The 20,447-nt window shown below is 67.4% G+C and carries 19 protein-coding genes; 4 read left to right on the top strand and 15 right to left on the bottom strand.

Annotated elements, in window-relative coordinates:
• Positions 1-5: 5 nt before the first annotated feature.
• Genes ruvB through ruvC form a run of 3 tightly spaced genes read right to left on the bottom strand, consistent with a single transcriptional unit; the run spans position 6 to position 2,217 of the window.
• On the bottom strand, positions 6-1,061 hold the full coding sequence (ruvB, locus tag ACWEFV_RS03145; RefSeq protein WP_135453970.1) for a Holliday junction branch migration DNA helicase RuvB: 1,056 nt from the start codon (positions 1,059-1,061) through the stop codon (positions 6-8).
• Positions 1,062-1,063: 2 nt separating this feature from the next.
• The gene (ruvA, locus tag ACWEFV_RS03140) at positions 1,064-1,651 is read right to left on the bottom strand and encodes a Holliday junction branch migration protein RuvA (RefSeq protein ID WP_450069023.1); all 588 of its coding nucleotides are present in this window, start codon (positions 1,649-1,651) and stop codon (positions 1,064-1,066) included.
• Positions 1,648-2,217, bottom strand: a complete 570-nt coding sequence (gene ruvC, locus ACWEFV_RS03135; protein ID WP_135453968.1) for a crossover junction endodeoxyribonuclease RuvC — start codon at positions 2,215-2,217, stop codon at positions 1,648-1,650. The genes ruvA and ruvC overlap by 4 nt, the downstream gene beginning before the upstream one ends.
• Before the next feature lie 94 nt (positions 2,218-2,311).
• Here ruvC and ACWEFV_RS03130 point away from each other — a divergent pair, with 94 nt between their 5' ends.
• Positions 2,312-2,971 (top strand): SDR family oxidoreductase, encoded by a 660-nt coding sequence (locus ACWEFV_RS03130; protein WP_135453967.1) that lies wholly within the window; start codon positions 2,312-2,314, stop codon positions 2,969-2,971.
• On the opposite strand, the gene ACWEFV_RS03125 is transcribed toward ACWEFV_RS03130, so the two are convergent.
• From ACWEFV_RS03125 to ACWEFV_RS03115, 3 genes are all read right to left on the bottom strand, one after another.
• Entirely contained in the window at positions 2,940-3,341 is a 402-nt protein-coding gene (locus ACWEFV_RS03125; protein WP_135453966.1) for a hypothetical protein, read from the bottom strand. The two genes, ACWEFV_RS03130 and ACWEFV_RS03125, sit on opposite strands and share 32 nt — an antisense overlap.
• Positions 3,341-4,096 carry a YebC/PmpR family DNA-binding transcriptional regulator gene (locus ACWEFV_RS03120; protein ID WP_135453965.1) on the bottom strand — a complete coding sequence of 252 codons (756 nt, stop codon included), beginning with the start codon at positions 4,094-4,096 and terminating at the stop codon, positions 3,341-3,343. The genes ACWEFV_RS03125 and ACWEFV_RS03120 overlap by 1 nt, the downstream gene beginning before the upstream one ends.
• A 77-nt stretch (positions 4,097-4,173) precedes the next feature.
• Complete coding sequence (locus tag ACWEFV_RS03115) at positions 4,174-4,500, bottom strand: hypothetical protein (RefSeq protein ID WP_450069022.1); 327 nt, start codon at positions 4,498-4,500, stop codon at positions 4,174-4,176.
• 84 nt (positions 4,501-4,584) lie between these two features.
• Here ACWEFV_RS03115 and ACWEFV_RS03110 point away from each other — a divergent pair, with 84 nt between their 5' ends.
• The 3 genes from ACWEFV_RS03110 to ACWEFV_RS03100 are packed head-to-tail and all read left to right on the top strand — an operon-like array spanning position 4,585 to position 6,561.
• Entirely contained in the window at positions 4,585-5,259 is a 675-nt protein-coding gene (locus ACWEFV_RS03110) for a TetR/AcrR family transcriptional regulator (RefSeq protein WP_450069021.1), read from the top strand.
• Positions 5,260-5,287: 28 nt separating this feature from the next.
• Entirely contained in the window at positions 5,288-5,674 is a 387-nt protein-coding gene (locus tag ACWEFV_RS03105; RefSeq protein WP_450069020.1) for a carboxymuconolactone decarboxylase family protein, read from the top strand.
• Complete coding sequence (locus ACWEFV_RS03100; RefSeq protein ID WP_450069019.1) at positions 5,671-6,561, top strand: NAD(P)-dependent oxidoreductase; 891 nt, start codon at positions 5,671-5,673, stop codon at positions 6,559-6,561. The genes ACWEFV_RS03105 and ACWEFV_RS03100 overlap by 4 nt, the downstream gene beginning before the upstream one ends.
• A gap of 13 nt (positions 6,562-6,574) precedes the next feature.
• Here the strand turns inward: ACWEFV_RS03100 and ACWEFV_RS03095 are convergent, their stop codons facing one another.
• From ACWEFV_RS03095 to ACWEFV_RS03055, 9 genes are all read right to left on the bottom strand, one after another.
• Complete coding sequence (locus ACWEFV_RS03095; RefSeq protein ID WP_450069018.1) at positions 6,575-8,473, bottom strand: ArnT family glycosyltransferase; 1,899 nt, start codon at positions 8,471-8,473, stop codon at positions 6,575-6,577.
• A gap of 70 nt (positions 8,474-8,543) precedes the next feature.
• Positions 8,544-9,371: an AfsR/SARP family transcriptional regulator gene (locus ACWEFV_RS03090; protein WP_450069017.1), complete on the bottom strand. Its 828-nt coding sequence runs from the start codon at positions 9,369-9,371 to the stop codon at positions 8,544-8,546.
• A 168-nt stretch (positions 9,372-9,539) separates the two neighbouring features.
• Positions 9,540-9,734: a hypothetical protein gene (locus ACWEFV_RS03085; RefSeq protein ID WP_450069016.1), complete on the bottom strand. Its 195-nt coding sequence runs from the start codon at positions 9,732-9,734 to the stop codon at positions 9,540-9,542.
• A gap of 31 nt (positions 9,735-9,765) precedes the next feature.
• Positions 9,766-11,532 carry a hypothetical protein gene (locus ACWEFV_RS03080; protein WP_450069015.1) on the bottom strand — a complete coding sequence of 589 codons (1,767 nt, stop codon included), beginning with the start codon at positions 11,530-11,532 and terminating at the stop codon, positions 9,766-9,768.
• Positions 11,529-12,854, bottom strand: coding sequence for a hypothetical protein (locus tag ACWEFV_RS03075; protein WP_135453956.1), 1,326 nt, complete (start codon positions 12,852-12,854; stop codon positions 11,529-11,531). The genes ACWEFV_RS03080 and ACWEFV_RS03075 overlap by 4 nt, the downstream gene beginning before the upstream one ends.
• Positions 12,844-14,814, bottom strand: a complete 1,971-nt coding sequence (locus ACWEFV_RS03070; protein WP_450069014.1) for an ATP-binding protein — start codon at positions 14,812-14,814, stop codon at positions 12,844-12,846. The genes ACWEFV_RS03075 and ACWEFV_RS03070 overlap by 11 nt, the downstream gene beginning before the upstream one ends.
• Positions 14,807-16,306 (bottom strand): hypothetical protein, encoded by a 1,500-nt coding sequence (locus tag ACWEFV_RS03065; RefSeq protein WP_450069013.1) that lies wholly within the window; start codon positions 16,304-16,306, stop codon positions 14,807-14,809. The genes ACWEFV_RS03070 and ACWEFV_RS03065 overlap by 8 nt, the downstream gene beginning before the upstream one ends.
• Positions 16,303-18,285 (bottom strand): phage tail protein I, encoded by a 1,983-nt coding sequence (locus ACWEFV_RS03060; protein ID WP_450069012.1) that lies wholly within the window; start codon positions 18,283-18,285, stop codon positions 16,303-16,305. The genes ACWEFV_RS03065 and ACWEFV_RS03060 overlap by 4 nt, the downstream gene beginning before the upstream one ends.
• Complete coding sequence (locus tag ACWEFV_RS03055) at positions 18,285-20,438, bottom strand: putative baseplate assembly protein (RefSeq protein ID WP_450069011.1); 2,154 nt, start codon at positions 20,436-20,438, stop codon at positions 18,285-18,287. The genes ACWEFV_RS03060 and ACWEFV_RS03055 overlap by 1 nt, the downstream gene beginning before the upstream one ends.
• Positions 20,439-20,447: the final 9 nt, after the last annotated feature.

Here is a 20,447-nt window from a genome sequence, read left to right as displayed (position 1 = left end):
GCGGTCTATTCAAACAGCTCGGACTGCCCCAGTCCGGTAACTGGCGGTCGCATACCCAGATGAGTCCACGCCAACGGCGTGGCCACCCGGCCCCGCGGGGTACGGGCCACCATGCCGGCACGCACCAGGAAGGGTTCGCAGACCTCCTCGACCGTGGTCGCTTCTTCGCCCACCGCCACGGCCAGGGTCGACACCCCGACGGGACCGCCGCCGAAACTGCGGGTGAGCGCCGACAGCACGGCGCGATCCAGGCGATCGAGGCCGAGCTCGTCGACGTCGTAGACCTCCAACGCGGCCTTGGCGATGTCGCGGGTGATCACGCCGTCGGCGCGGACCTCGGCGTAGTCACGGACCCGGCGCAGCAGCCGGTTGGCGATGCGGGGCGTGCCGCGGGAGCGCCGGGCGATCTCCGTGCCGGCCTCGGCTCCCAGTTCGATGCCCAGAATCCCGGCCGACCGGGCCAGCACCCGCTCGAGTTCGACCGGCTCGTAGAAGTCCATATGCGCGGTGAATCCGAACCGGTCCCGCAGCGGACCGGTCAGCGCCCCGGATCGGGTGGTCGCACCCACCAGCGTGAAGGGCGCGACCTCGAGCGGGATCGACGTAGCGCCGGGACCCTTGCCGACCACCACGTCGACGCGGAAGTCCTCCATCGCCAGATACAGCATTTCTTCGGCCGGCCGGGCAATGCGGTGGATCTCATCGATGAACAGCACGTCGTGCTCGACAAGGTTGGACAGCATCGCGGCCAGGTCACCGGCGCGCTCCAGCGCGGGACCGGAGGTTAGCCGCAGCGACGATCCCAACTCGGCCGCAATGATCATCGCCAGCGATGTCTTACCCAGCCCGGGCGGGCCGGACAGCAGGATGTGATCCGGTGTGCCACCGCGATTCTTGGCGCCCTCGAGGACAAGCGACAGCTGCTCGCGCACCCGCGGCTGACCGATGAACTCCCCCAGTGAGCGCGGGCGCAGGCTGGCGTCGACATCACCCTCACCGACCGTCAGCGCCGGCGAGACCTCCCGATCCTCGGGCTCGTCGGCTTCGTCGAACCGGCCCATGGCTATTTCTTACCCAGCATGGAGAGTGCCGCCCGTAGCGCAGAGGCCGTGGTGGCCTCGGGATCGTTGGCCAGCACCTTGTCGGTGGCCTCCTCGGCCTGTTTGGCGGCAAAGCCAAGTCCGACAAGGGCTTCCACCACCGGGGCACGCACCGCATGGCCCATGGCCCCACCGATGGCCCCGGGGGTTACCGGACCGATCTTGTCGCGCAGTTCGAGCACCATCCGCTCCGCGCCGCGTTTACCGATACCGGGAACCCGGGTCAACGCCGTCACATCCCCGTCTGCGAGAGCCTGGCGCAGCGCCTGCGGGTCGTAGACCGCCAGCGTCGCCAACGCGATCTTGGGACCGACGCCTGACACCCCCAGCAGCGTGAGGAACAGGTCGCGGGCATCCCCGTCAGCGAACCCGTAGAGCGTCATCGAATCCTCGCGCACGATCATCGCGGTGATCAGCCGAGACTCGTTGCCACGGCGCAGATTCGCCAAGGTCGACGGAGTTGCCATCACCTTGTAGCCGACGCCGGCGGCCTCGATCACGGCATGATCGAGGGCGATGTCGATGACCTCACCGCGCACCGAGGCGATCATGCCCGCCCCGCCTTCGCAGTGGCTTTCAGTCGGGCCTGATACTTACGGCGCTGTTCGGCGGCCATCGCCTCGGCGGCAGCCATCCGCGCGATCATCGGGGCCCGCCAGCAGTGGCAGATCGCCAGTGCCAGCGCGTCGGCAGCGTCAGCCGGGGTCGGCTTGGCTTGCAGTGCAAGGATTCTGGTGATCATCTCGGTGACCTGGGCCTTGTCGGCGCGGCCGTTACCGGTGACCGCCGCCTTCACCTCCGACGGGGTGTGAAAATGCACCTCGATGTCGCGCCGGGCCGCGGCCAGTGCGATCACCCCGCCGGCCTGGGCCGTGCCCATCACCGTCGACACATTCTGCTGGGCGAACACCCGCTCGATCGCGATCACGTCGGGCCGGTGGGTGTCCATCCAGTATTCGGCCACATCGCTGATCTCCAGCAGCCGCTTCTGCAGCGGCGCGTCGGCCGGGGTGCGGACCACGTCCACATCCAGCGCGGTGACCTGCCGGCCCTTGCCACTCTCGACCACCGACAGGCCGCAGCGCGTCAACCCGGGATCCACTCCCATCACCCGCACACGAACCCCTTCGTCAGAACATCTGTTCGAGAGCCTAGCGTGAGCCGGCGACAGCCCGGCGCAGGGACACGCTCAGATCCGTAGGGTCGGAGCTATGCGCGTAGTGATAGCCGGCGGGCACGGCAAGATCGCCCTGATTCTCGAACAGCTGTTGTCCGCACGCGGTGACGAGGTGGCCGGGCTCATCCGTAATCCGGCCCAGGCCGCCGACCTGCAGGCCGCCGGGGCCGAGGCCGTCGTGCTGGATCTGGAACGGGCGTCGGTGGACGAGGTCGCCGCCGCCCTCAACGGCGCCGACGCCGTCGTGTTCGCAGCCGGCGCCGGGCCCGGCAGCGGGGCGGCGCGCAAGCAGACCGTGGACCGGGATGCCGCGATCCTGCTGGCCGATGCGGCCGAAGCCGCGGGGGTGGGCCGCTACGTGATGGTCTCGGCCCTGGCCGCAGACGACCGGTCGCTGGACGCCAACTACGACGAGGTGTTCCTGGCCTATATGCGGGCAAAGTCCGAGGCCGACGCCGACGTGCGCGCCCGGAGCGGATTGCGCACCACGATCGTGCGGCCGGGCGGGCTCACGGACGAGCCCGGCACCGGGAACGTGACGGTCGCCGAGTCGACCGGCCGCGGCACGATCCCGCGCGCCGACGTCGCGCGGGTACTGCTTGCCGTATTGCACGAGCCGGAAACCGCGGGGCGGACCTTCGAGCTGATCTCGGGCGAGACGCCTATCGACGCAGCGCTGCACCCGACGCGATGAAGGACTTGATCTGATCGATGCGGGCGCTGGTCGCGTCCCAACCACGCACGGCTTCCTCGCCGACGATCTTGTGGTCACGGCGGATGACGATGATCCACGGCGTGCCGAACAGTGAGCGGGCCAGCACCCACAGCGGCAGCAGGAGCAGCAACAGTAGGAACTCCGCCGCCACCAGCAGGGCCAGCACCAGCGCCGGGATCAAAAGCACTATCAGGGCGACGTTCAGCACGATGCTGATGATGTCGTCCCCGTTGCCGAAGGACGTATCGCCAAAACCCCACTCGTCGGGCATCTTTCGGCGCGGACGCCATGGCAACCAACGCCGGCGTACCGTCCATTTGACGCCCTCAGGGTCAAGGACGCTTGCCACTACTCTTCGTCGAGCTGAGCGGCGACATCGTCGGGGATGTCGATGTTGGTGTACACCTCTTGCACGTCGTCGCTGTCCTCGAGCGCATCGACGAGCTTGAGCACCTTGCGGGCGCCTTCCAGGTCGACCGGCACGCTCACCGAGGGCTGGAAGCTGGCCTCCGCCGAGTCGTAGTCGATGCCGGCGTCCTGCAGTGCGGTGCGCACGGCGACCAGGTCGGTGGGCTCGGAGATGATCTCGAAGGCGTCGCCCAGGTCGTTGACCTCCTCGGCGCCGGCCTCCAGGACGGCCATCAGCACGTCGTCCTCGGTCAGGCCGTTCTTCTCCAGCGTCACCACACCCTTGCGGGAGAACAGGTAGGCCACCGAGCCCGGGTCGGCCATGTTGCCGCCGTTGCGGGTCATCGCGACGCGGACCTCACCGGCGGCGCGGTTGCGGTTGTCGGTCAGACACTCGATGAGCACCGCGACACCGTTGGGGCCGTAGCCCTCGTAGGTGATGTTCTGCCAGTCGGCGCCACCGGCCTCTTCGCCGCCGCCGCGCTTGCGGGCGCGCTCGATGTTGTCGTTGGGTACCGAGCTCTTCTTGGCCTTCTGGATGGCGTCGTAGAGGGTGGGGTTACCGGCCGGGTCTCCCCCGCCGACACGTGCCGCGACCTCGATATTCTTGATCAATTTGGCGAACATCTTGCCGCGCTTGGCATCGATGACGGCCTTCTTGTGCTTGGTGGTGGCCCACTTGGAATGGCCGCTCATGCAGGTACGCCCCTTTTCCGGTTAAAACTCCGGCCCTCCAGTCTACGTGGCCGGTCCTACGGCGCTCGATAAGACGCCTACAGGGCCTGCAGCAAGACGAACGTCACCGCCGCCGCAACGCTGCACAGAACCGGCCAGTACCAGATGTGCCAACGCCGCCAATGCCCGATCGCCATGCCGATCGGCGCGAGCACAACCATCGCCAGGGTGAGCGCCGCCCACCCGACCAGGGCCCCAACCTCATCGGCTTGTTCGGGAAATGCCCCACTGAAACCCATCGGAAAGAGCGCGGCGAACGCCAACAACACGGCGATCAGGCCGACCGCGGCCCATGCGACCCAACTGATCACCGACTCGACGACACCAGGCCGGCGCCGGGCGGATGTTGGCGGCAGCGCAGACATGTCGGCAGCGTACCGCCGGTGCGCAGGCGGACCGCCGCGATTAATAGCACCTTCATCGTTTCATTAACGGGTTAGCATGCCCGCATGCCGTCAGGAGATGTCACCGTGCGGCTCCGCGGCACCAACCCGCGGCCACGCGCGGGGCGGCCCACCCAAGAACGGGCCGAGCAACGGCATCGCGAGCTCCTCGACTGTGCGCTGGAAGTGTTCCTGGACAACGGATTCGAGCGGTCCACCATCGAGAGCATCGCGGCGGCCGCCGGCATGGCCAAGCGCACCATCTACGGGCTCTACCCCGACAAGGCGACCCTGTTCGAGGCTGCGGTGCAACGCGCCGTGAACCGGTGGCTGGTCCCGATCGAAACGCTGCGCACAGCGGAGTCCGACGACCTCGAGGAAACCCTGCTCGCGATCGGCCGAATCCGGTTGGCCGGCATCACAAGCCCCGCCGGTATCGCGCTGCAGCGCATCCTCAACGCGGAAGGCAACCGGTTTCCCCGACTGTTCCGGCTCGTCTACGAACAGGGCACCATGCCGGCGCTGACGTTCATCAGCGAGGTACTCACCCGGCACGCCGAGGCCGGAACCATTCAGATCGGCGATCCCGAAATAGTGGGAAGCGCATTCCTGAGTATGGCGGTCGGCGGCCCCGCCACCGGCGCAATGTGGGGCGTGGCATGGGACCCCGATGATCTGGACAAGCGGATGCGGACCTGCGTGCGCTTGTTCCTCGACGGGGTGAGGCCGCGCAAACCATGACCGGCTCGCTACATCTGAAAGGGACACCATGGATCAAGACACGTACGACAAGGGAAAGGCGATCCGGACAGCAGTCCTCGGTGAGGAATACGTCCGCAAGGCGGCCGGGAACGTCGACGCATTCTCCAAGCCGCTGCAGGACCTGGTCACCGAATACTGCTGGGGCGCGGTATGGGGCCGTGAGGGTCTGGAACTGAAGACCCGCAGCATGCTGAATCTGGCGATGATCGCGGTGCTGAACCGGCCGAACGAATTGAGCACACACATCCGCGGCGCCCTCACCAACGGCGTCACCCGCGAAGAGATCTGCGAGATCTTCCTGCAGGTGGGCATCTACGCGGGTATCCCGGCCGCGGTCGACAGCTTCCGGCTGGCCCGCGCCGTGTTCGCCGACCTCGACGAGGAGCGTGCGTGAATCCCGAGATCGGCTTCATCGGGCTGGGCAACATGGGGTGGCCCATGATGGATCGGCTGCTGACGGCGGGATTTCCGGTGGTGGCCTTCGACGTGCGCGAGGATGTCCTGGCCGAGGCTGCCGCGCTGGGCGCCCGGCAGGCCGACTCGGTGCGCGCTGTGGCCGACCGTACCGAGACGATTCTGGCCAGTCTGCCCACCCCGCAGATCTCCGAGTCCGTGGTGGCCGACGTCGCCGGCGGTTCCCGGGTCCAGCGCTTCGTCGACCTGTCGACGGTGGGAGGTCAAGCGGCACAACGGAATCACGCGGCTCTCGGCGCGCAGGGTATCGCCGCGCTGGACAGCCCGGTCAGCGGCGGGATGCACGGCGCGCAGGCCGGCACCCTGGCGATCATGGTGTCCGGACCGCGAGCGGAATTCGATTCGCTCGCGCCGATTTTCGAGGTGCTCGGCCGGGCGATCTTCGTCTCCGAACAACCCGGCGCCGCACAGACCATGAAGCTGATCAACAACCTGATGGCCGCCACCACCCTGGCCGCGACCGCTGAGGTGATGGTGATGGGCGTCAAGGCCGGACTGAGCGCCGACGTGATGATCGACGTGCTCAACGCCGGATCCGGCGGCACGCACGCCAGCCGGGACAAGTTCCCGCGCGCGGTACTCCCCCGCACGTTCGACTACGGGTTCGCCACCGGCCTGATGGCCAAAGACGTCCGGCTCTACCTCGACGAGGCCGCCACCCTCGGACTGCCGGTCGAGATGGCCGAGACCGTGCAACGGATCTGGGAGCAGACACTGCGCGCCGAGGGCCCCGAATCCGACTTCACCTCCGTCATCAAACCGATGGAGAAGGCCGCGGGGGTGATCGTCGAAGGAGGACACCGATGAGCATTCGCAGCGGCTATTTCTTGAGCGGTGCGCGCAGGTCGTACACCGTGTCCGAGCCCACCTTGGTCGGGGTGAAGTTCGCCCTCACCCAGTCGGAGATGTCGGTGTGGGAGTCGTTGCCGAAGAAGCCGCCGTGGTCCTTGTCCTTGGATTCCGGGAGGATGTAGTAGGTGATCTGCCGGTCGCCGACGTAGGTCTGGAACTGTTCCAGCGTCGGCGCCGGATCGGTTCCGGTGAAGCCGCCTATCGCCATTACCGCTGTGTCGGTGGACAATTCGAGGCCGGCCGCGGCCCCGGACCGATTGATGGCCGCCGACCACGTGGTGTTGGTTCCCCGCAGCATCGCGTTCACCTCGGGATTGTCGGAATTCCATCCGTGCCCGTGGCCGTGGCTGTCGTCGGGATCGGCCGGTCCCACGCTCGGACCGCCTCCGGTGTGCGACTGGCCCAGGGTGGCCACGGTGTAGGCGGTAGATCCGGCCAGCCCTCCGATGATCGCCACGGCCAACGCGGCGGCCGCCATTCCGCGGGCGCCCGCCCGCAACGCCCAGAGCAGGGCTACGGTGGCCGCGACTGACACCGCCAGGATCGACCAACGCAGCGGCGGCAGCCACGACGCATTGCGGCCCAGGATCCAGAAGCTCCACGCCGCGGTGCCCAGAAGCATGGTGATCAAACCGATCTGGCCCAGCCGGTCAGTGCGCCGGCGCCACATCTCGGTAACGCCGATCGCGAACATCGCCGCCAGCGCCGGCGCCAGCGACAGGCAGTAATACGGGTGGACCATGCTCTTCATGAAGCTGAGCACCAACCCGTCGATCAGCAGCCAGCTGCCGAACAGGATGGTTCCGGCGCGGACCAGATCAGTCCGTGGCTTCCCGCGCCGCGAGATCAGTACCAGCACCACCGCGAGGAGGCCGGCGGGCAGCAGCCAGCCGATCTCGAAGCCGAACTCGCCGGTGAACAGGCGCGGCAGGCCGTGGGCCTGACTGCCGAACCCGCCACCGTGCGCCGCGGTGGTGGGAAGCCCGGCCACCTCGGCCGCGGTGGCCGACCCGGCACCCATGTGGTTGTGACCGAGAACCCGGCCGAACCCGTTGTAGCCCAGCACCAGGTTCATGAAGTTGTCGTCGGTGGATCCGGCGAGGTAGGGCCGTGAGGAGGCCGGCCACACCAGGGTGAGCACCACGAACCATCCGGCGGAGGCGAGAAACGCCACCAGCGAGCCGGCCAGGTGCAGCAGACGTTGACGCATCGGAACCGCTGTGGCGACCAGGTACACCAGCCCGATGGCCGGCATGACCATCAGCCCTTCGAGCATCTTGGCCAGAAACGCGAACCCCAGCGCCACCCCGGCGAGAGCCATCCAACGGGCACCGTGGTTGTCCAATGCGCGCACCGCGCAGTAGGCGGCAGCCGTCATCAGCAACACCATCACCGCATCGGGATTGTTGAACCGGAACATCAACGCCGCCACCGGCGTCAGCGCCAAGACCGCACCGGCCAGGAGCGCCGCCCGCGGACCACTGATGCGGCGGACCGCACCGTGGAGCAGCGCGACCGAGCCGACAGCCATCAACGCTTCCGGGATGAGCATGCTGGCGCTGCTGAACCCGAACAGCTGGCCCGACAGGCCCATCACCCACTGGGACACCGGCGGCTTGTCCACGGTGATGAAATTGGCCGGGTCCAGCGATCCGAACAGCAGCGCCTCCCAGTTGAGCGAACCGGCCCAGGCCGAGGCCGCGTAGAACTGATTACCCATACCGTTGACGGTGATGTTCCACAGGTAAGCCAGGGCGGTGGCGGCCAGGAGCGCGGGCAGCGCCAGGCGCTCACGAGCGATCCGCGGGGTGCCTCGGGGGGCTTCGAGGGCAGGCTCGGCGGAGGCATCCTCCAACGTCGTCGTCACAGGTCCATTAAGTCGGGGCCGCCTTTGTCTGAGCTATGTGGCCGCCGGGGATCTGCTGTGATGACGTGCCCTACGAAATCGGCGCGACGACCGGCATCAGGTGTCCTGCGCTTATCCGTGGGCGATCGACGATGGCCGGCCGGCGGGGTTCGGCGCGGCGCGTCAGATGGACCAGCGCCTGAAGGTCGATTGAGGGATCGACGCCCAATTCGCGATGAAGCACCTCGGCGTACGCGCAGAACACCCGGCGGGCCTCGACCAAGTTGCCCTCGGCCAGGTGCGCCGAGATCAGCGCCCGCTGAGCGGATTCACGCAATGGTTCACAACCCACCGCCACCATCGCCGACTCCACCGCCTCACTGAACCGGTGTTGCGCCGTCAGCATCTGACTCATCTTCTCCAGTGCGTGCAGAATCTTCTGGCGCATTAGCTCCCGCTCGGTGATTGCCCAGTCGTCGTAACAACCCGGAAGAAGATCAAGTGCCCGAACTTTCTCACCGAAATCGGAGAAATCGCCATAGAGCGGGTCGCCGGCGAGAATACGACGCGCCCAATTGGACGTTGCATCGATGTCCACCGCGACGTGTTCGGCGAGCCCGATCGACCACTTATCCGCGTCGACAACGTCTACTCCCGCGCCCCGCAGGCGCCACAGCGCCGACCTCAGATTCCCCGCGGCGCGAATGTCGTCTCCCAGCGGCCACAGCGCTCCGGCGACGTATCGTCGCTCCAGCCTTCCCTTTTGGAGGGCCATGAACGCGAGCAGCCGTTTGCTCCCTTCAGGAACCTCACGCCTTTCCGCGCCGATGGAGACATACGGCCCGTTGACCAAGTGGACCGTCGGAATGCGATTGCCGGATGCGACCTGCACATCGCATTCCTGGTGAATTCCGCTCATAGCCCGCCCCTAGTTGTGGGAATTGCAGTATTACGAGGCTAACCACGCACCGTCACCGGCTTGTCACGACTGGCACCTTTGGCGTGTCGCCTTCAATGGCATGAATAATCATGTCATCGTCTCGTCCATATCAATCGAGTAGTCGACTACTCGATTTTTGAATAGGCGTCAGCCGTGACCGCTTTGATAGCGCCTCAGAAATGCGGCCACCTCATCAATCGCCGCACCCGCATCGGTGAAAGACTCCACTCGCTCGACCCGGCGGGCGTGAAGATCGCGCGAAGCCAGGTACACCGTCATCACCCGAAAGAGAACCTGGCCTTCGAGGACGTCCACGCTCACCGAGCACACGCCCGACGTCATCGGCTCATCGCTACTCATGACTGCCGACTCGCTACCGAATCTGCGGGGTTCGAATGATGAAGATCGCCTCGGCGAGGCGGGTGTGGTCGTAGGCCGGCACGATCACTTCGTTCTCACGCCACGTATCGAACGGCAGCAGGTCCACGCCGAGCAGTCCGGAACGCACCGACATCAGTGCCACCCGATGGTTTGAACCCGACGCGGTGGTGGCCAGAACCATCAACCGGTAATCGGTGCTCTCGTCGACTTTGGCTTGCAACTTGCCCAATTCGGTGTCGGTTTGGGGGCGTGCCCATGCATCGACGGGGAAGCTCAATGTCGCCACCTTGCTCGCCGAAAGGAGAAGTTCCGTGTGTTCCCCTACCCATTTCCCCACCACCGACCATCGCGACCCCCTGCCGGCACCCGGAAATTCCTCCACGTCCACCAGATAGACCGGCACCTTGTCGACCTTCGGCGGCCCGCAGGCCCGGACGAACACCATCCACGGGTATTCCCCCTGCGGTTTCAGCTGGGTGAGGTCGGTCCTGGCGGCAACGGGCACCAGCAGTTGCACGAACGGATGTGGCGCGGTTCCCGCCGCCACCGGGATGCGGTCGAGGTGTTGGGCCTGTTCGAGCGCCCGGAGCGCGCAGTCGGCCCGCACTTCGACGACCTCCAGATCGACCGCCGTACCGAACAAGCTCTTGAAGTACTGATCCGGGGCCTGATCCGATGGCCGGGGAAGGACGCCTGCCGGCGGGAGTTCCTCGAAGCTGCTCACCAATGCCGCCTCGCGCAGCTCCTCGTCGAGCCGATCGCGCTGCGCTTCGACCAAACTCTTGAGCTCGTCGGCCAGCCGCGTCTGCCTTCCCTTCTGGTGGAGCAGGCCCTCGAAGTCGTGAATCAGCTTGCGCTGCTTGTCCTCGCAGCTACCACCCGTGACCGTCAGCCCGGCTCCGGTATCCACGAGTTGTGCCTCGAATTGCAGTACCTGCGCCATGAAGACGTTCCACGGCCGCAACCCGAGGCGGTTCTCCCACACCGCCCGGGCCGGTCCGTCGCCGATGTCGCGGCGGGCAGTCCAAGTGTCCACCACCCACTTTCCGCCGACCTGGAACAGGACCGCCAGCCGCACCGGGCCGGACGGTGCGGCCGATTCCGGAGCCCCGGCCCGCCACAGCCTACCCAGCGGCCCACCGACCGGACGGCCCCCACCGGTCGGCGTGAGCCACGGATCCGAGCCGGACCGTTCCCGCTCGAAGTACCGTGACGCCAGCCGGTTTCGCTTCAATGATGCCGGTGCGCCGGCCAGCCCGTCGAGGCTGTCACGGCTGAGCCTGATCGTCACCGCCGCGTCCAGCCACGGCCGGATGGTGGCCCCGCCGCACGGGTCGCTGCAGAGTGTTCCGTAGACCGCTTCGCTGCCCGCGGCTCGCGGGTCGGCGGCGACCACCTCGACCACCCAGAATTCGTTGGCGCCGAGTTCGGGCAGGGCGTCGAGTTTCAGGGTGACGTCGCTGACCAGCCGCAGCGGCCGCCGGGAACCGTCGATCGCCAGGCCCGGCGCCACGTGAAGGTTGGGACCGTCCAGTGCCACGGTGTATCCGTAATCGACGCCGGGACCCGCTGCGACACCGGCCAGAAGTGCGAATTCCTCTGCGTACGCCTGCATCTGACCTAGGTGCTCGGCGCGCAGGAACAGACCGTTCGCGGCGTTGAGTGCCCGCAGCCCACTGTCGGCGACCGTCACTTCCGGCGGCTGCGGCAGCGCAGGGGCCGCTTGTGGTGACGTGTCCACCGGTTTCCAGGTGGTCATTGTGCTGCCTCCGTCGGATAGAGCGGCTTCTCGAAAACGAGGACCGCGTCGTGGCCGTCGTTGCGCGAGCCCGGTGGGTCATCGACCAGCCCGGCCAGTGGAACTGACGGGTCCTCCCCGAACACGGGTGTCGGACCGGTGCCGTGGATGATCACCCGGACCGTGTCGTATGCAGGCGCGTCGGCAAGAGTCACCACGATTCGCTCTTCCCCGGGCCGGTAGTGCACGGTATCGACGTCCTCGTCGACCCACCCGCGGTGCGACAGCGAGGTGATCCGGACGGCGCGCCGGCCCGCCGACCCCGGGTTGAGTGGTTTGGTCAGGTGGATCGTGCACACGGTTTCGTCCTGCGACCATTCGACGAATCGCACGCGCGGCCCTCCGGCGTCCTCGGCGACCGGACCGATCACCGCCGGTGCCAGACCACACAGCAGCTCCTGAATGGTCGCGGTCGGCAACAGCGTTGTGCGGCAGGCGGGGTCGACATGTGCGTCGACCACTTCGAGACACCCGCTCGAGTCGTCCACCACGATCGTCACGCACGCGAGCGCGACAGCGGCGCACTCGGGCAGTACCGGATACATCGTCGAATGCCCCGTCATCGGGTCGTCCGGTGGCGCGATCTCGGCGACGTCGAGTGCAGCCAGGGCGCGGAACGCGGCGAGCAGCACCTCAGGGCGTTCGCCGGGCGGTGCCGCGGCAGCGCGGTGCCGGGCATGCAGAGCCTGTTCACCGGCCGGATCGCACTCGCCGACATCGTCGATGCCGAGCAGGACCCGCACGCGGTGATACGGCTGTGGTCCGGTGATGCAGTGTCCGGGTCGCAGGCTCAGCTTGCTGGTCTCGACCACCCGGGAGTAGTCGTCATGTTTACGGCTGACGTCGCACGGGTCGGCCAGTGTGGGCACCGGCGCGGTGCGGCAGCAGTCGAAAGCGACCTCCAGGCAGACCGTGAACTTCCGCTTGCCACAACCTTCCGGTACGACGGATCCGTGGTGCTCTACCCAGTCGCGCAAGTCGACGCACCAGCTGGTCTCCTGGATGAGTTCACGTCCCAGCCCGTCGATCGCCAGTCCGGCGGTGACGCGCAGTTCCCGTCTCCCCTCGATGCACGCCTGGTAGCCCCAGACCACACCGGACCGGTGCAACCAGGCCGAGTGCAGCATCTGCTTGCCACGAGGATTGCCGGCGAGGACCCGGAAGTCGTCCTCCCCGAGCAACATTCCGTACGCGACCCGGAGGGCGAGAAACGGGTTCGAGGCCAGGTCAGTGATGCACGAGTCGCATGTGCAGGACACCGTTTCGGTGTGGTTACAGGTCATTTCGTCTCCTCGATGGTTCGCCGGGGAACGGCATCGCGGCCTTCGTGTATTCACGACGCACGGCTGTGATGAGGTGGTTCTGCGTGACTGTCCGGTTCTCGGATGCGGCCATGAAGGCCGCCGCGATGGATGCGTTGCGGATTGCCGCGCCCGTCACCGGGTACAGCCGGGCGAGGACGTCGAGATCGACGTCGTCGGCCAGATGCCCGGCCGGCAGGTGCAGTGACCACAACGCCAGGCGCGCGGGTTCGTCGGGCAGCGGCAGGTCGATGACGAAGTCCATGCGGCGCAGGAACGCACCGTCGATGTTGTTGCGCAGGTTACTGGCCAGCAACACCAGGCCGTCGAATCGGTCGAGCCGCTGCAGCAGGTATGCGGTCTCCAGGTTGGCGTAGCGGTCGTGAGCGTCGGATACCTCCGTGCGGGCGGCGAACAACCAGTCGGCCTCGTCGACGAACAGCACCGCCTGGGTTCGCTCGGCGACGTCGAATGCGGCGGCAAGGTTCTTCTCGGTCTCCCCGATCCATTTCGACACCATCTGGCTGGCGTCGATCTGCAACAGGTCCGTCTTGGCAGCGGTCGCCAGCGCCTCGGCGGCCAGCGACTTGCCGGTCCCCGGCGGACCCGTCAACAACAGGCGGCATCCGCGCGACGCGCGGGCCTGACCATTCAGGTACCAGTCCTCGAGCACTTGGGCCTGGTGCTCGAGTCGCGAAACGGCCTCGTGCAGTTGCACACCGGCGTCGTCGGGCAGGATCAACCGTTCCCACGGCACCGACGGCGTCAACAGCTCGACGCCGGCCGGCAGGCTGACCCCGGCCCGGGCCCGGATCAATCCCGAGATGCCGCTGACATCCGTGTCGCCGTCGCCCAACCGATACCCGGCCCGGGCATCGAGGGCCACCTGCACGGTCAACGCCGGGTCGAGCGGATGGCGGGCCGCGAGATAGGAGGCCGCACTGTCGAATTCGGGTAGTGCCGCACTCCAGGCGTCGCGCCGGTCGGCGGGGGTGACCGGGCCGAGCGGCACCAGGATGACGGGCCGGTTCCGGCCTACCCGCAGCGATCCTGGCGGCGCGCAGACCAGCAGCGGCCCCGGCACATCATCGATGTCGAGAACAGCGGATCCGGCGGCAGGCTCGGTCAACGGATCGACGACGAGCAGTGCCACAGCGTTGTGGGCCGCGGCATGCAGCGCAAGCAGCCTGATCGCTTCGCCGTCATAGGCCTTGGCCCGGCCCGCGATCAACTGCACACCGGCGGTCTCGCCGAGGGCCGCGCACCGCGCCAGACCCACGGTCTCGTCCTGCGACTGGACCAGCACGGTGCGGGCCCCCGGTGAGGTCAGCGCGGCGGCCGCCCGCTGCACGGCGGGTAGTGCACTCCATCGGGCCAGCCCCGGCGGCACTGCGCCGATATCCACTCCACGCACCGCATCGGGCAGCCTGCGGTGACCGTGCAGGGCCGTCCAGATGCCCGGGGCCGGCCGTAGCACCTGTTCGAACAACGGCGCATTGCCACCGATCCTGACAATGCCCTGACCGCACAGCTGACCGGTCGAGATGATCCGGCGAAGGGTGTGCCGATCGATCTCCTTGCGCTCCAGCACAAGTGCGGCGATGCCCAAGGTCGGCCATGGTTCCCCGATGGGCCCCATCGCCCGGAACGTCGCCGCGAGACCCTCGTGTTCCTCGGGCAGCCCCGCCAGCAGCAACAGATCGCGCTCGGGGTCGGTGAGCCCGTAACGCTCGACGACGTTGCACAGCGGATCGGGTCCCGACAGAGCTGTCGCGTCACGGGTCGTCGCCCAATCACGCAGGAACCCGGCCGTCTCCGCGGCCCCCGATTCTTTACTGCCCGCAGCGGCGACGACGTCGGCGAGGATCATGGCGATGTCGGATGCCAGCGCTGACAATCCCAGGCTGCTCGGCCGTCCAGTCGGCGCCAGCGTGCTAGTCATAGCAGAACCTGACGACGCAACCGAGCCACGGTATCCATCCGGGATCGAGATCCAGACCCGCACGGCGCACGTCGATGTCGACGTCATCAAGGTCCAGATGCACGTCGATCCATCCGGGGTCCGCAACGATCGAGCCGCGACGGAGAGCAACGCGCATGCAGACATCCGCCGGGTCCTCGTCGGTCACATCCATGCGTTCCGCGGTTACCGCGAGCCACCGGGACGCGTACGTCTCAACCCGCCCCTGCTCCTCATCGGTGAGCGGCTCCGCGGGCCGGGGTGGCCCGCATAGCGCGAGCAGGGTCGGGTCACCTGCGGAGATCGGGACCATCGCCTGGATCAGCGCGCCGAGGAAGCGCCACAACGGGCATCCGGCCAGGACCGGATCGGTGAAGAATTCGTCGGGGATACCGGCATTCGCGGCCGTATTGAGGAAGAACAGCGCGCCCGCCCAGAGTGTCTGTGCGGGTTCATCCCGGTCGGCGTCGGCCGCGGCAGGCTCACAGTTTCCCGACTCTGTAGCCGGTGGCGTCGCGTCGAACGCCGCAGCCTCGGATCGCCTGTCCGCACCCAGGAAGCCTGTTGCCGCCCGGTCCTCAGACCGCATGAAATGATCTGCCACCACCGCGATTACCGTGTCCGAGTCAGTGCGCAACAGGACTGACGGAGCCGCCTCCGCAATGGCGATCACCGCCCATGCACATGCGAGCGGCCGCTCGACCCGAATGGACATCCGGGCCAGCGCCGCCGCCAGGACGGAACGGCCGACCACATCGCCGGCCAGTGCCGCCGCACGTTTCGCGGATGTGCCGGGGTGTTGGGCCGGGGACGATTCGAGCACGACTGTCCGGGAGGCTGAACTGTCCGGAAGGCCGGTGACGCCCGGCGCGATGCGGGTGGAACCGCCAAGTGCACCAAGGGCGATCGACGCCAACTCGGTCCAGCCGGTGGCGCCCAACACCCGGTGCAGGGATGTCGCGCCCATCGCTCGAACGCAGGCTGCCACCGCAGCAATCGCGTCCCGTGGATGTCGACCCAATGCGGCAAGAACCACCCGCGCCTGGTCCGTGCCTGCCTCGCCCACGCCGCGATCGGCCGGGGACAGGAGCCCGACCTGGCGCCAGGCCCACTCGTGGCCGTCGTCGTGCCGTACCGCTGAGGTCAGGAGATCGATGAGGGCATCGACGATCCTCGGATAGAACACGAGACCGCCGGACCGGTCGGCGAGCGCTGCGGCGACCGCATCGACGAGCGCCCGTGACCACTGCGTTTCCAGAGCCGCATCGGACCGGTCGAAGTCAAGGGCCAGTGCGACGTCGAGCCGGCGAACACACCAGTACCCCTGCGGTAGCGCCACTTCGGCCAGTGCGGCGTCGAGCCGGCTCGCTGCGACGTGCTGGAGCAGGGTGCTGATCCGGGATTCAGTGCCGGCCCGGTCATCGCCGTTCGCCACCGCGGTCGCGGTGAGCCGATCGATCGTCAACTCCGTCATCCGACCAGGACCTGTCCCGCGTAGGAATCCTGGCCCAACCGGCTGCCGATGGCCGGGGTACCGATGATGCCGTCGGCGCCCAGACGTACCTCACCGAGGCGCAGCGGGATCCAGTCGGCGGCCGGGCCGACGAACGAGGTGATGCCGACCCGGACGGTGCCTACCCGCATGCCTGCGCCGAGTTCCTGCACCGAACCGGCGGTGTGCGCCGGCGCCTGGGTCTGCAGCAGGCCGGTCAGCACTTCGCATTGCTCATCGGTGAGATTCCCGGGTATCAGCAACGTGAACCTGTGCGCCGAGGTCGCGAACGATGTCGGTTGCAGAACCGTGCCACCGACGGTGAATCGGCCCAGGGTGCCTGTTTCACGCACGGAGGCACCGATGTTCGGAGTCTTGTCGCCATCGGGGGTGGTGCCCAGCACGGTCCCGCCGATACCCCGTAGCTGCCAGTGCTCGATGATCTGTGTCTGGCGGTCGAGATAGATGTCGGCCATCCGCCGCAGCGCCCGAACCGTACCGCGGTAGCGGAACAGATCGAACGCCTCGGCCAGCAGGGTCCGCCGCGCCCCCTCCGGCCACCGCGGATCAAGCACCAGCCCGAGGAAACTCGCCAGCCAAGGCAACAGATCGGCTCGCACGGTCGCCGGATCGAGCAGCAGCTCAGCACGCCGGTCGGCCTTCTGATCGAGGTCGTGCAGCATCCCCTCGGCGGGCGCCAGCATCCGGAAGAGGTAGTCGGGATTGTTCTCGTCGCGGGAGAACACTCGCGGGAGGGTTTCGAGCAAGGCGTGCCCCGGCCGTTCCACCCTGATTGCCCGCAGGCGCGGCGTCACCCGTTCGGTGCCCTTGAGCGCCACCTCCAACCACAGGTAGCGGCCGCGAGGCGCATGCACCGGCGCCTCATAGAGGGGGAACTCGTCAGGGCAGGTGTCGTGCTGCGGCCGGCGGTAGACACCGAATACGGTGGCGTCGTCGAAGATCGGTCGCGTCGATGCGTCATCGGCCGTCATCGCACGGATGGACATCGCCGTGCCCTTCGGCAGACATGCGGTGAAGAAGGCTCTCCCCCAGCGGGTCCGGTCCACCCGGCTGTCGAGCGGACCGATCGTGACCGTCCCTTCGGTCAGGTGCTTGGCGACCGATCCGGTTGTCCACCGGATGCCGGCGACAGTGGTGTACGCGACGTGTCCGCGCGGATCTACACAGATGGCGCCGCCGTCGAAATCCGGTGCGCCCACCGGCTCCAGTTCCAGGCCACCCGTCGGCTCCCATCGCCGGAAGGGGTCCCCGGGCACGCCGGCCACAACGATCGTTCCGTCCGGCATGATGTCCAGGTCGGTGGCCCCGGTGGTCTCGATCAGCACCGTGCCGTCCGGACGTGTCACTACGCTCTGACCACCGCTGTTGCGCCACAGGATGATCGGTCCCGCCGACACCCGGATCGCCTCCAGTCCATGCGGATAGCACGGACGCACGAGGGCCGGCCCCATCGCGAGCCCGCTTCTGCCCTCGATGAGAAACAGTGTTTCGGCACCCGGTATCAGCGCGACCACCCCGCCGCACTGCGCGGCCACGTCGACCGGCGCCCCGCACATGACGACACGATGAAGTACACGACCGGAATCCAGGTCGAGCACGCGGACCGCACGTTCGGCCCCGTCGGCGACATACAGCCGGTTTGCCTCGTCGACGGCCAGGCCGCGCGGTGCCGGGAACCCCGGCACGGTGCGCCGTTCCGTTGAGCCGGGGCTCAGTACATCGATGGCGTGCGCCCGGCTGCGGTAGGCCCGGCACTGATGGTCGAATGCCAGCCCGCCGGGTGGAACAGTCTGACGCTCATCCGGGCACGAGGTGGGTTGGGGCCGATCCGTCCAACCGAGTTCGACGCCACCGCCCGGCAAGGGCACGGTGTCGTGGAGTTGGCAGTCCGCCCATTGTTCGGGCTCGACCACCAGGCTCAACGCTCGGTCGGCGGCCATCAGCACACGTCCGGCGGCAGCGGTACGGGTTCGGTTTCCGGTGGCGCGGGTTCGTAGGGCACACCGGCGGGCAGCGGCTCACCGGAAACGACGGTGAGGCCGACGATCTCGGGCATCTCCCAACGCTTGAGCTCGACCGTCTCCACGGTGTGGTAGCCCGTCGAGCCCGGGACCGCCAGCAATAACCCTGTCATGTACTCGACGCCTTCGACCTGTACCGCCACGGCTTCGAGCTCTGCTCGACGTACGGTCCGCCCCAGCGGCCACCCGTTCCCGTCGGGGCCCAGCGGTGGCAGCCCAGACAGATACTGCCGCAGTATGGTGTCGACCCATCGGCGGACCGCATCCACCTGATAGCCCGACTTGACTTGAATTCCCGCTGATACCACAACTTTCCGATAGGTCGGCGGGATCACGTACAACTCGGTGGTGACGAGCCGACGGACATCGAGATAGCGGGCGACACTGCGCAGCAACACGAAATCGGGCATCGGTGCCGACGGGTTCTGCTGGTCCTCCGTAGGGAACACCACGACACTGACCACACCGGCCGCGGCCACATCGGGTGTGTCGGGATGCAACAGTGGCAGCGTCTCGGCCCGGGCAACCCCGGCGACCTCCAACGCGAGATCACGGAAATCGTCGGCGATCACCGCACGGTCCCGCCGGTGCACCCGCGCGGGGATCTCGTCGAGGGCGTCGGCCAGGGAGGCGGGATCCACCCCTCCCGTCGCAGGGAATGGATTGACGGCATCTACTCCGGCGGCCGCGGTAGCGATCTTCGAGATCGATTTCGCGACAACGTTTCCCGCTACTCCGCCGCCGTATCGATACGACCGTGTCCTGATCCGCTGGCCTCGCTGCGGCACCTCCTTACCGTCGAAAGTCACCGCACCGGCGGCGTAGTCGACCGTGAACGTGGAGGCGCCGACGCCGCCGGTCGCATACGGCGCAACCTCCGTCCAGGGCTTCCAGCCGTCGGTCTCTTCGACGTCCAGCTCGACGGTGCCCGGCAGCACGGGCCGTTGCGCCAAGGGGAAGCGCTGGTCGGTGTCGCCGTCACCGGTACCGAGGAACTCCGGTGTCGCCGTCAACGACTGGATGACGCCGACGGCATTGACCCCGATCCAACTGACATTGCGGATCGCATCATTGATGTGTACCTGCGCCGGTCGGGATACCCGAAGCCACGCAACAACGTTGGCCTGGTCCTTCTCATCGATCAGGGGTGGTGGGCTGTCGGCGCCGCCACCGGGGTTGACCGGGTCGTAGACCGGTAGCACCGGAAGCGTCTTGGGCAGGATGACCTCGACGGTGCCCGTGGTGGTCAGGCCGCGCGTGGTGTCGTCACCGATGTCGAGGGTGGTGAACGCCGCCTCGGCGTCCGGGCCCTGCCACAGTTCCCACAACATCGCGGGAGGGTCCACCGTGAGTTGCGGTGACGCGAATGCCGCGGCGCCGGCCGCGTCGAGGTTCTGCAGCGCGAACGGTTCGGCCACCGTCGTGTCGAACGCCATCCCGATGTACACGCCTCGCCCGGACAGCTTGGACAGGTCGGTGGTCTTCGTGCGTTGCACGGCGATCCAGAGGAAATGGTCGATGCTCGCGCTGATGTCGACCGGCGCGGCACCAGGTTCGGTCGGGTCTGCCGGTATCTGGGCGGTCTCGTAGAAGGCGGCCATCGTCGGATCGAGATTCGCCCGGTGGGCGGCGTCAGACCTGCGGTCCTGTTCGGCCTGTGTATCGGCGTCGGCGACGCGAATCTTGGCTGCGGCGATCACGGTGATCGGCCAGACGACGATGTCCCCCTGCGTTTCGAATTTGACCGAGCCGCCACTGGCGATGCTGCCCCGCGGAACCTCGACGCCCTCGGGAAGTTCTGTACTGCAGGCCACCACGGTGCCGGCCGGTTCCGCATTGCGTGGCGTGACACCCAGCATCCGCAGGAACGCGACCTTGGTGGTGTCCGGGATCTGATTGAACCGGTAGAGAAGTGATTCACCGAGATAGGCGAACAACTCGAGCAGGGCGATGCCGGGATCGCTGCGGTTGAAGTTCGTCCACTCGGGGGTGTAGACCGGGATGCGGTCAACCAGCTCCTGGCGCAGCTGCTCGAAGGTCCGGTTGTCGAGTATCGGACTGATCAGCGCCATGACGACGCC

The sequence above is a fragment of the Mycobacterium sp. NPDC004974 genome (assembly GCF_053600815.1).
This window is presented reverse-complemented; position numbering and strand designations above follow the sequence as displayed.

Coding starts and splice junctions, on each gene's coding strand:
- ACWEFV_RS03130 (WP_135453967.1), top strand. CDS start 2,312: ATGCGCGTAGTGATAGCCGGCGGGCACGGCAAGATCGCCCTGATTCTC.
- ACWEFV_RS03060 (WP_450069012.1), bottom strand. CDS start 18,285: ATGGCCGCCGACCGAGCGTTGAGCCTGGTGGTCGAGCCCGAACAATGG.
- ACWEFV_RS03090 (WP_450069017.1), bottom strand. CDS start 9,371: ATGAGCGGAATTCACCAGGAATGCGATGTGCAGGTCGCATCCGGCAAT.
- ACWEFV_RS03120 (WP_135453965.1), bottom strand. CDS start 4,096: ATGAGCGGCCATTCCAAGTGGGCCACCACCAAGCACAAGAAGGCCGTC.
- ACWEFV_RS03055 (WP_450069011.1), bottom strand. CDS start 20,438: ATGGCGCTGATCAGTCCGATACTCGACAACCGGACCTTCGAGCAGCTG.
- ACWEFV_RS03115 (WP_450069022.1), bottom strand. CDS start 4,500: ATGTCTGCGCTGCCGCCAACATCCGCCCGGCGCCGGCCTGGTGTCGTC.
- ACWEFV_RS03070 (WP_450069014.1), bottom strand. CDS start 14,814: ATGACTAGCACGCTGGCGCCGACTGGACGGCCGAGCAGCCTGGGATTG.
- ACWEFV_RS03105 (WP_450069020.1), top strand. CDS start 5,288: ATGGATCAAGACACGTACGACAAGGGAAAGGCGATCCGGACAGCAGTC.
- ACWEFV_RS03065 (WP_450069013.1), bottom strand. CDS start 16,306: ATGACGGAGTTGACGATCGATCGGCTCACCGCGACCGCGGTGGCGAAC.
- ACWEFV_RS03110 (WP_450069021.1), top strand. CDS start 4,585: ATGCCGTCAGGAGATGTCACCGTGCGGCTCCGCGGCACCAACCCGCGG.
- ruvA (WP_450069023.1), bottom strand. CDS start 1,651: ATGATCGCCTCGGTGCGCGGTGAGGTCATCGACATCGCCCTCGATCAT.
- ACWEFV_RS03080 (WP_450069015.1), bottom strand. CDS start 11,532: ATGACCACCTGGAAACCGGTGGACACGTCACCACAAGCGGCCCCTGCG.
- ruvB (WP_135453970.1), bottom strand. CDS start 1,061: ATGGGCCGGTTCGACGAAGCCGACGAGCCCGAGGATCGGGAGGTCTCG.
- ACWEFV_RS03075 (WP_135453956.1), bottom strand. CDS start 12,854: ATGACCTGTAACCACACCGAAACGGTGTCCTGCACATGCGACTCGTGC.
- ACWEFV_RS03085 (WP_450069016.1), bottom strand. CDS start 9,734: ATGACGTCGGGCGTGTGCTCGGTGAGCGTGGACGTCCTCGAAGGCCAG.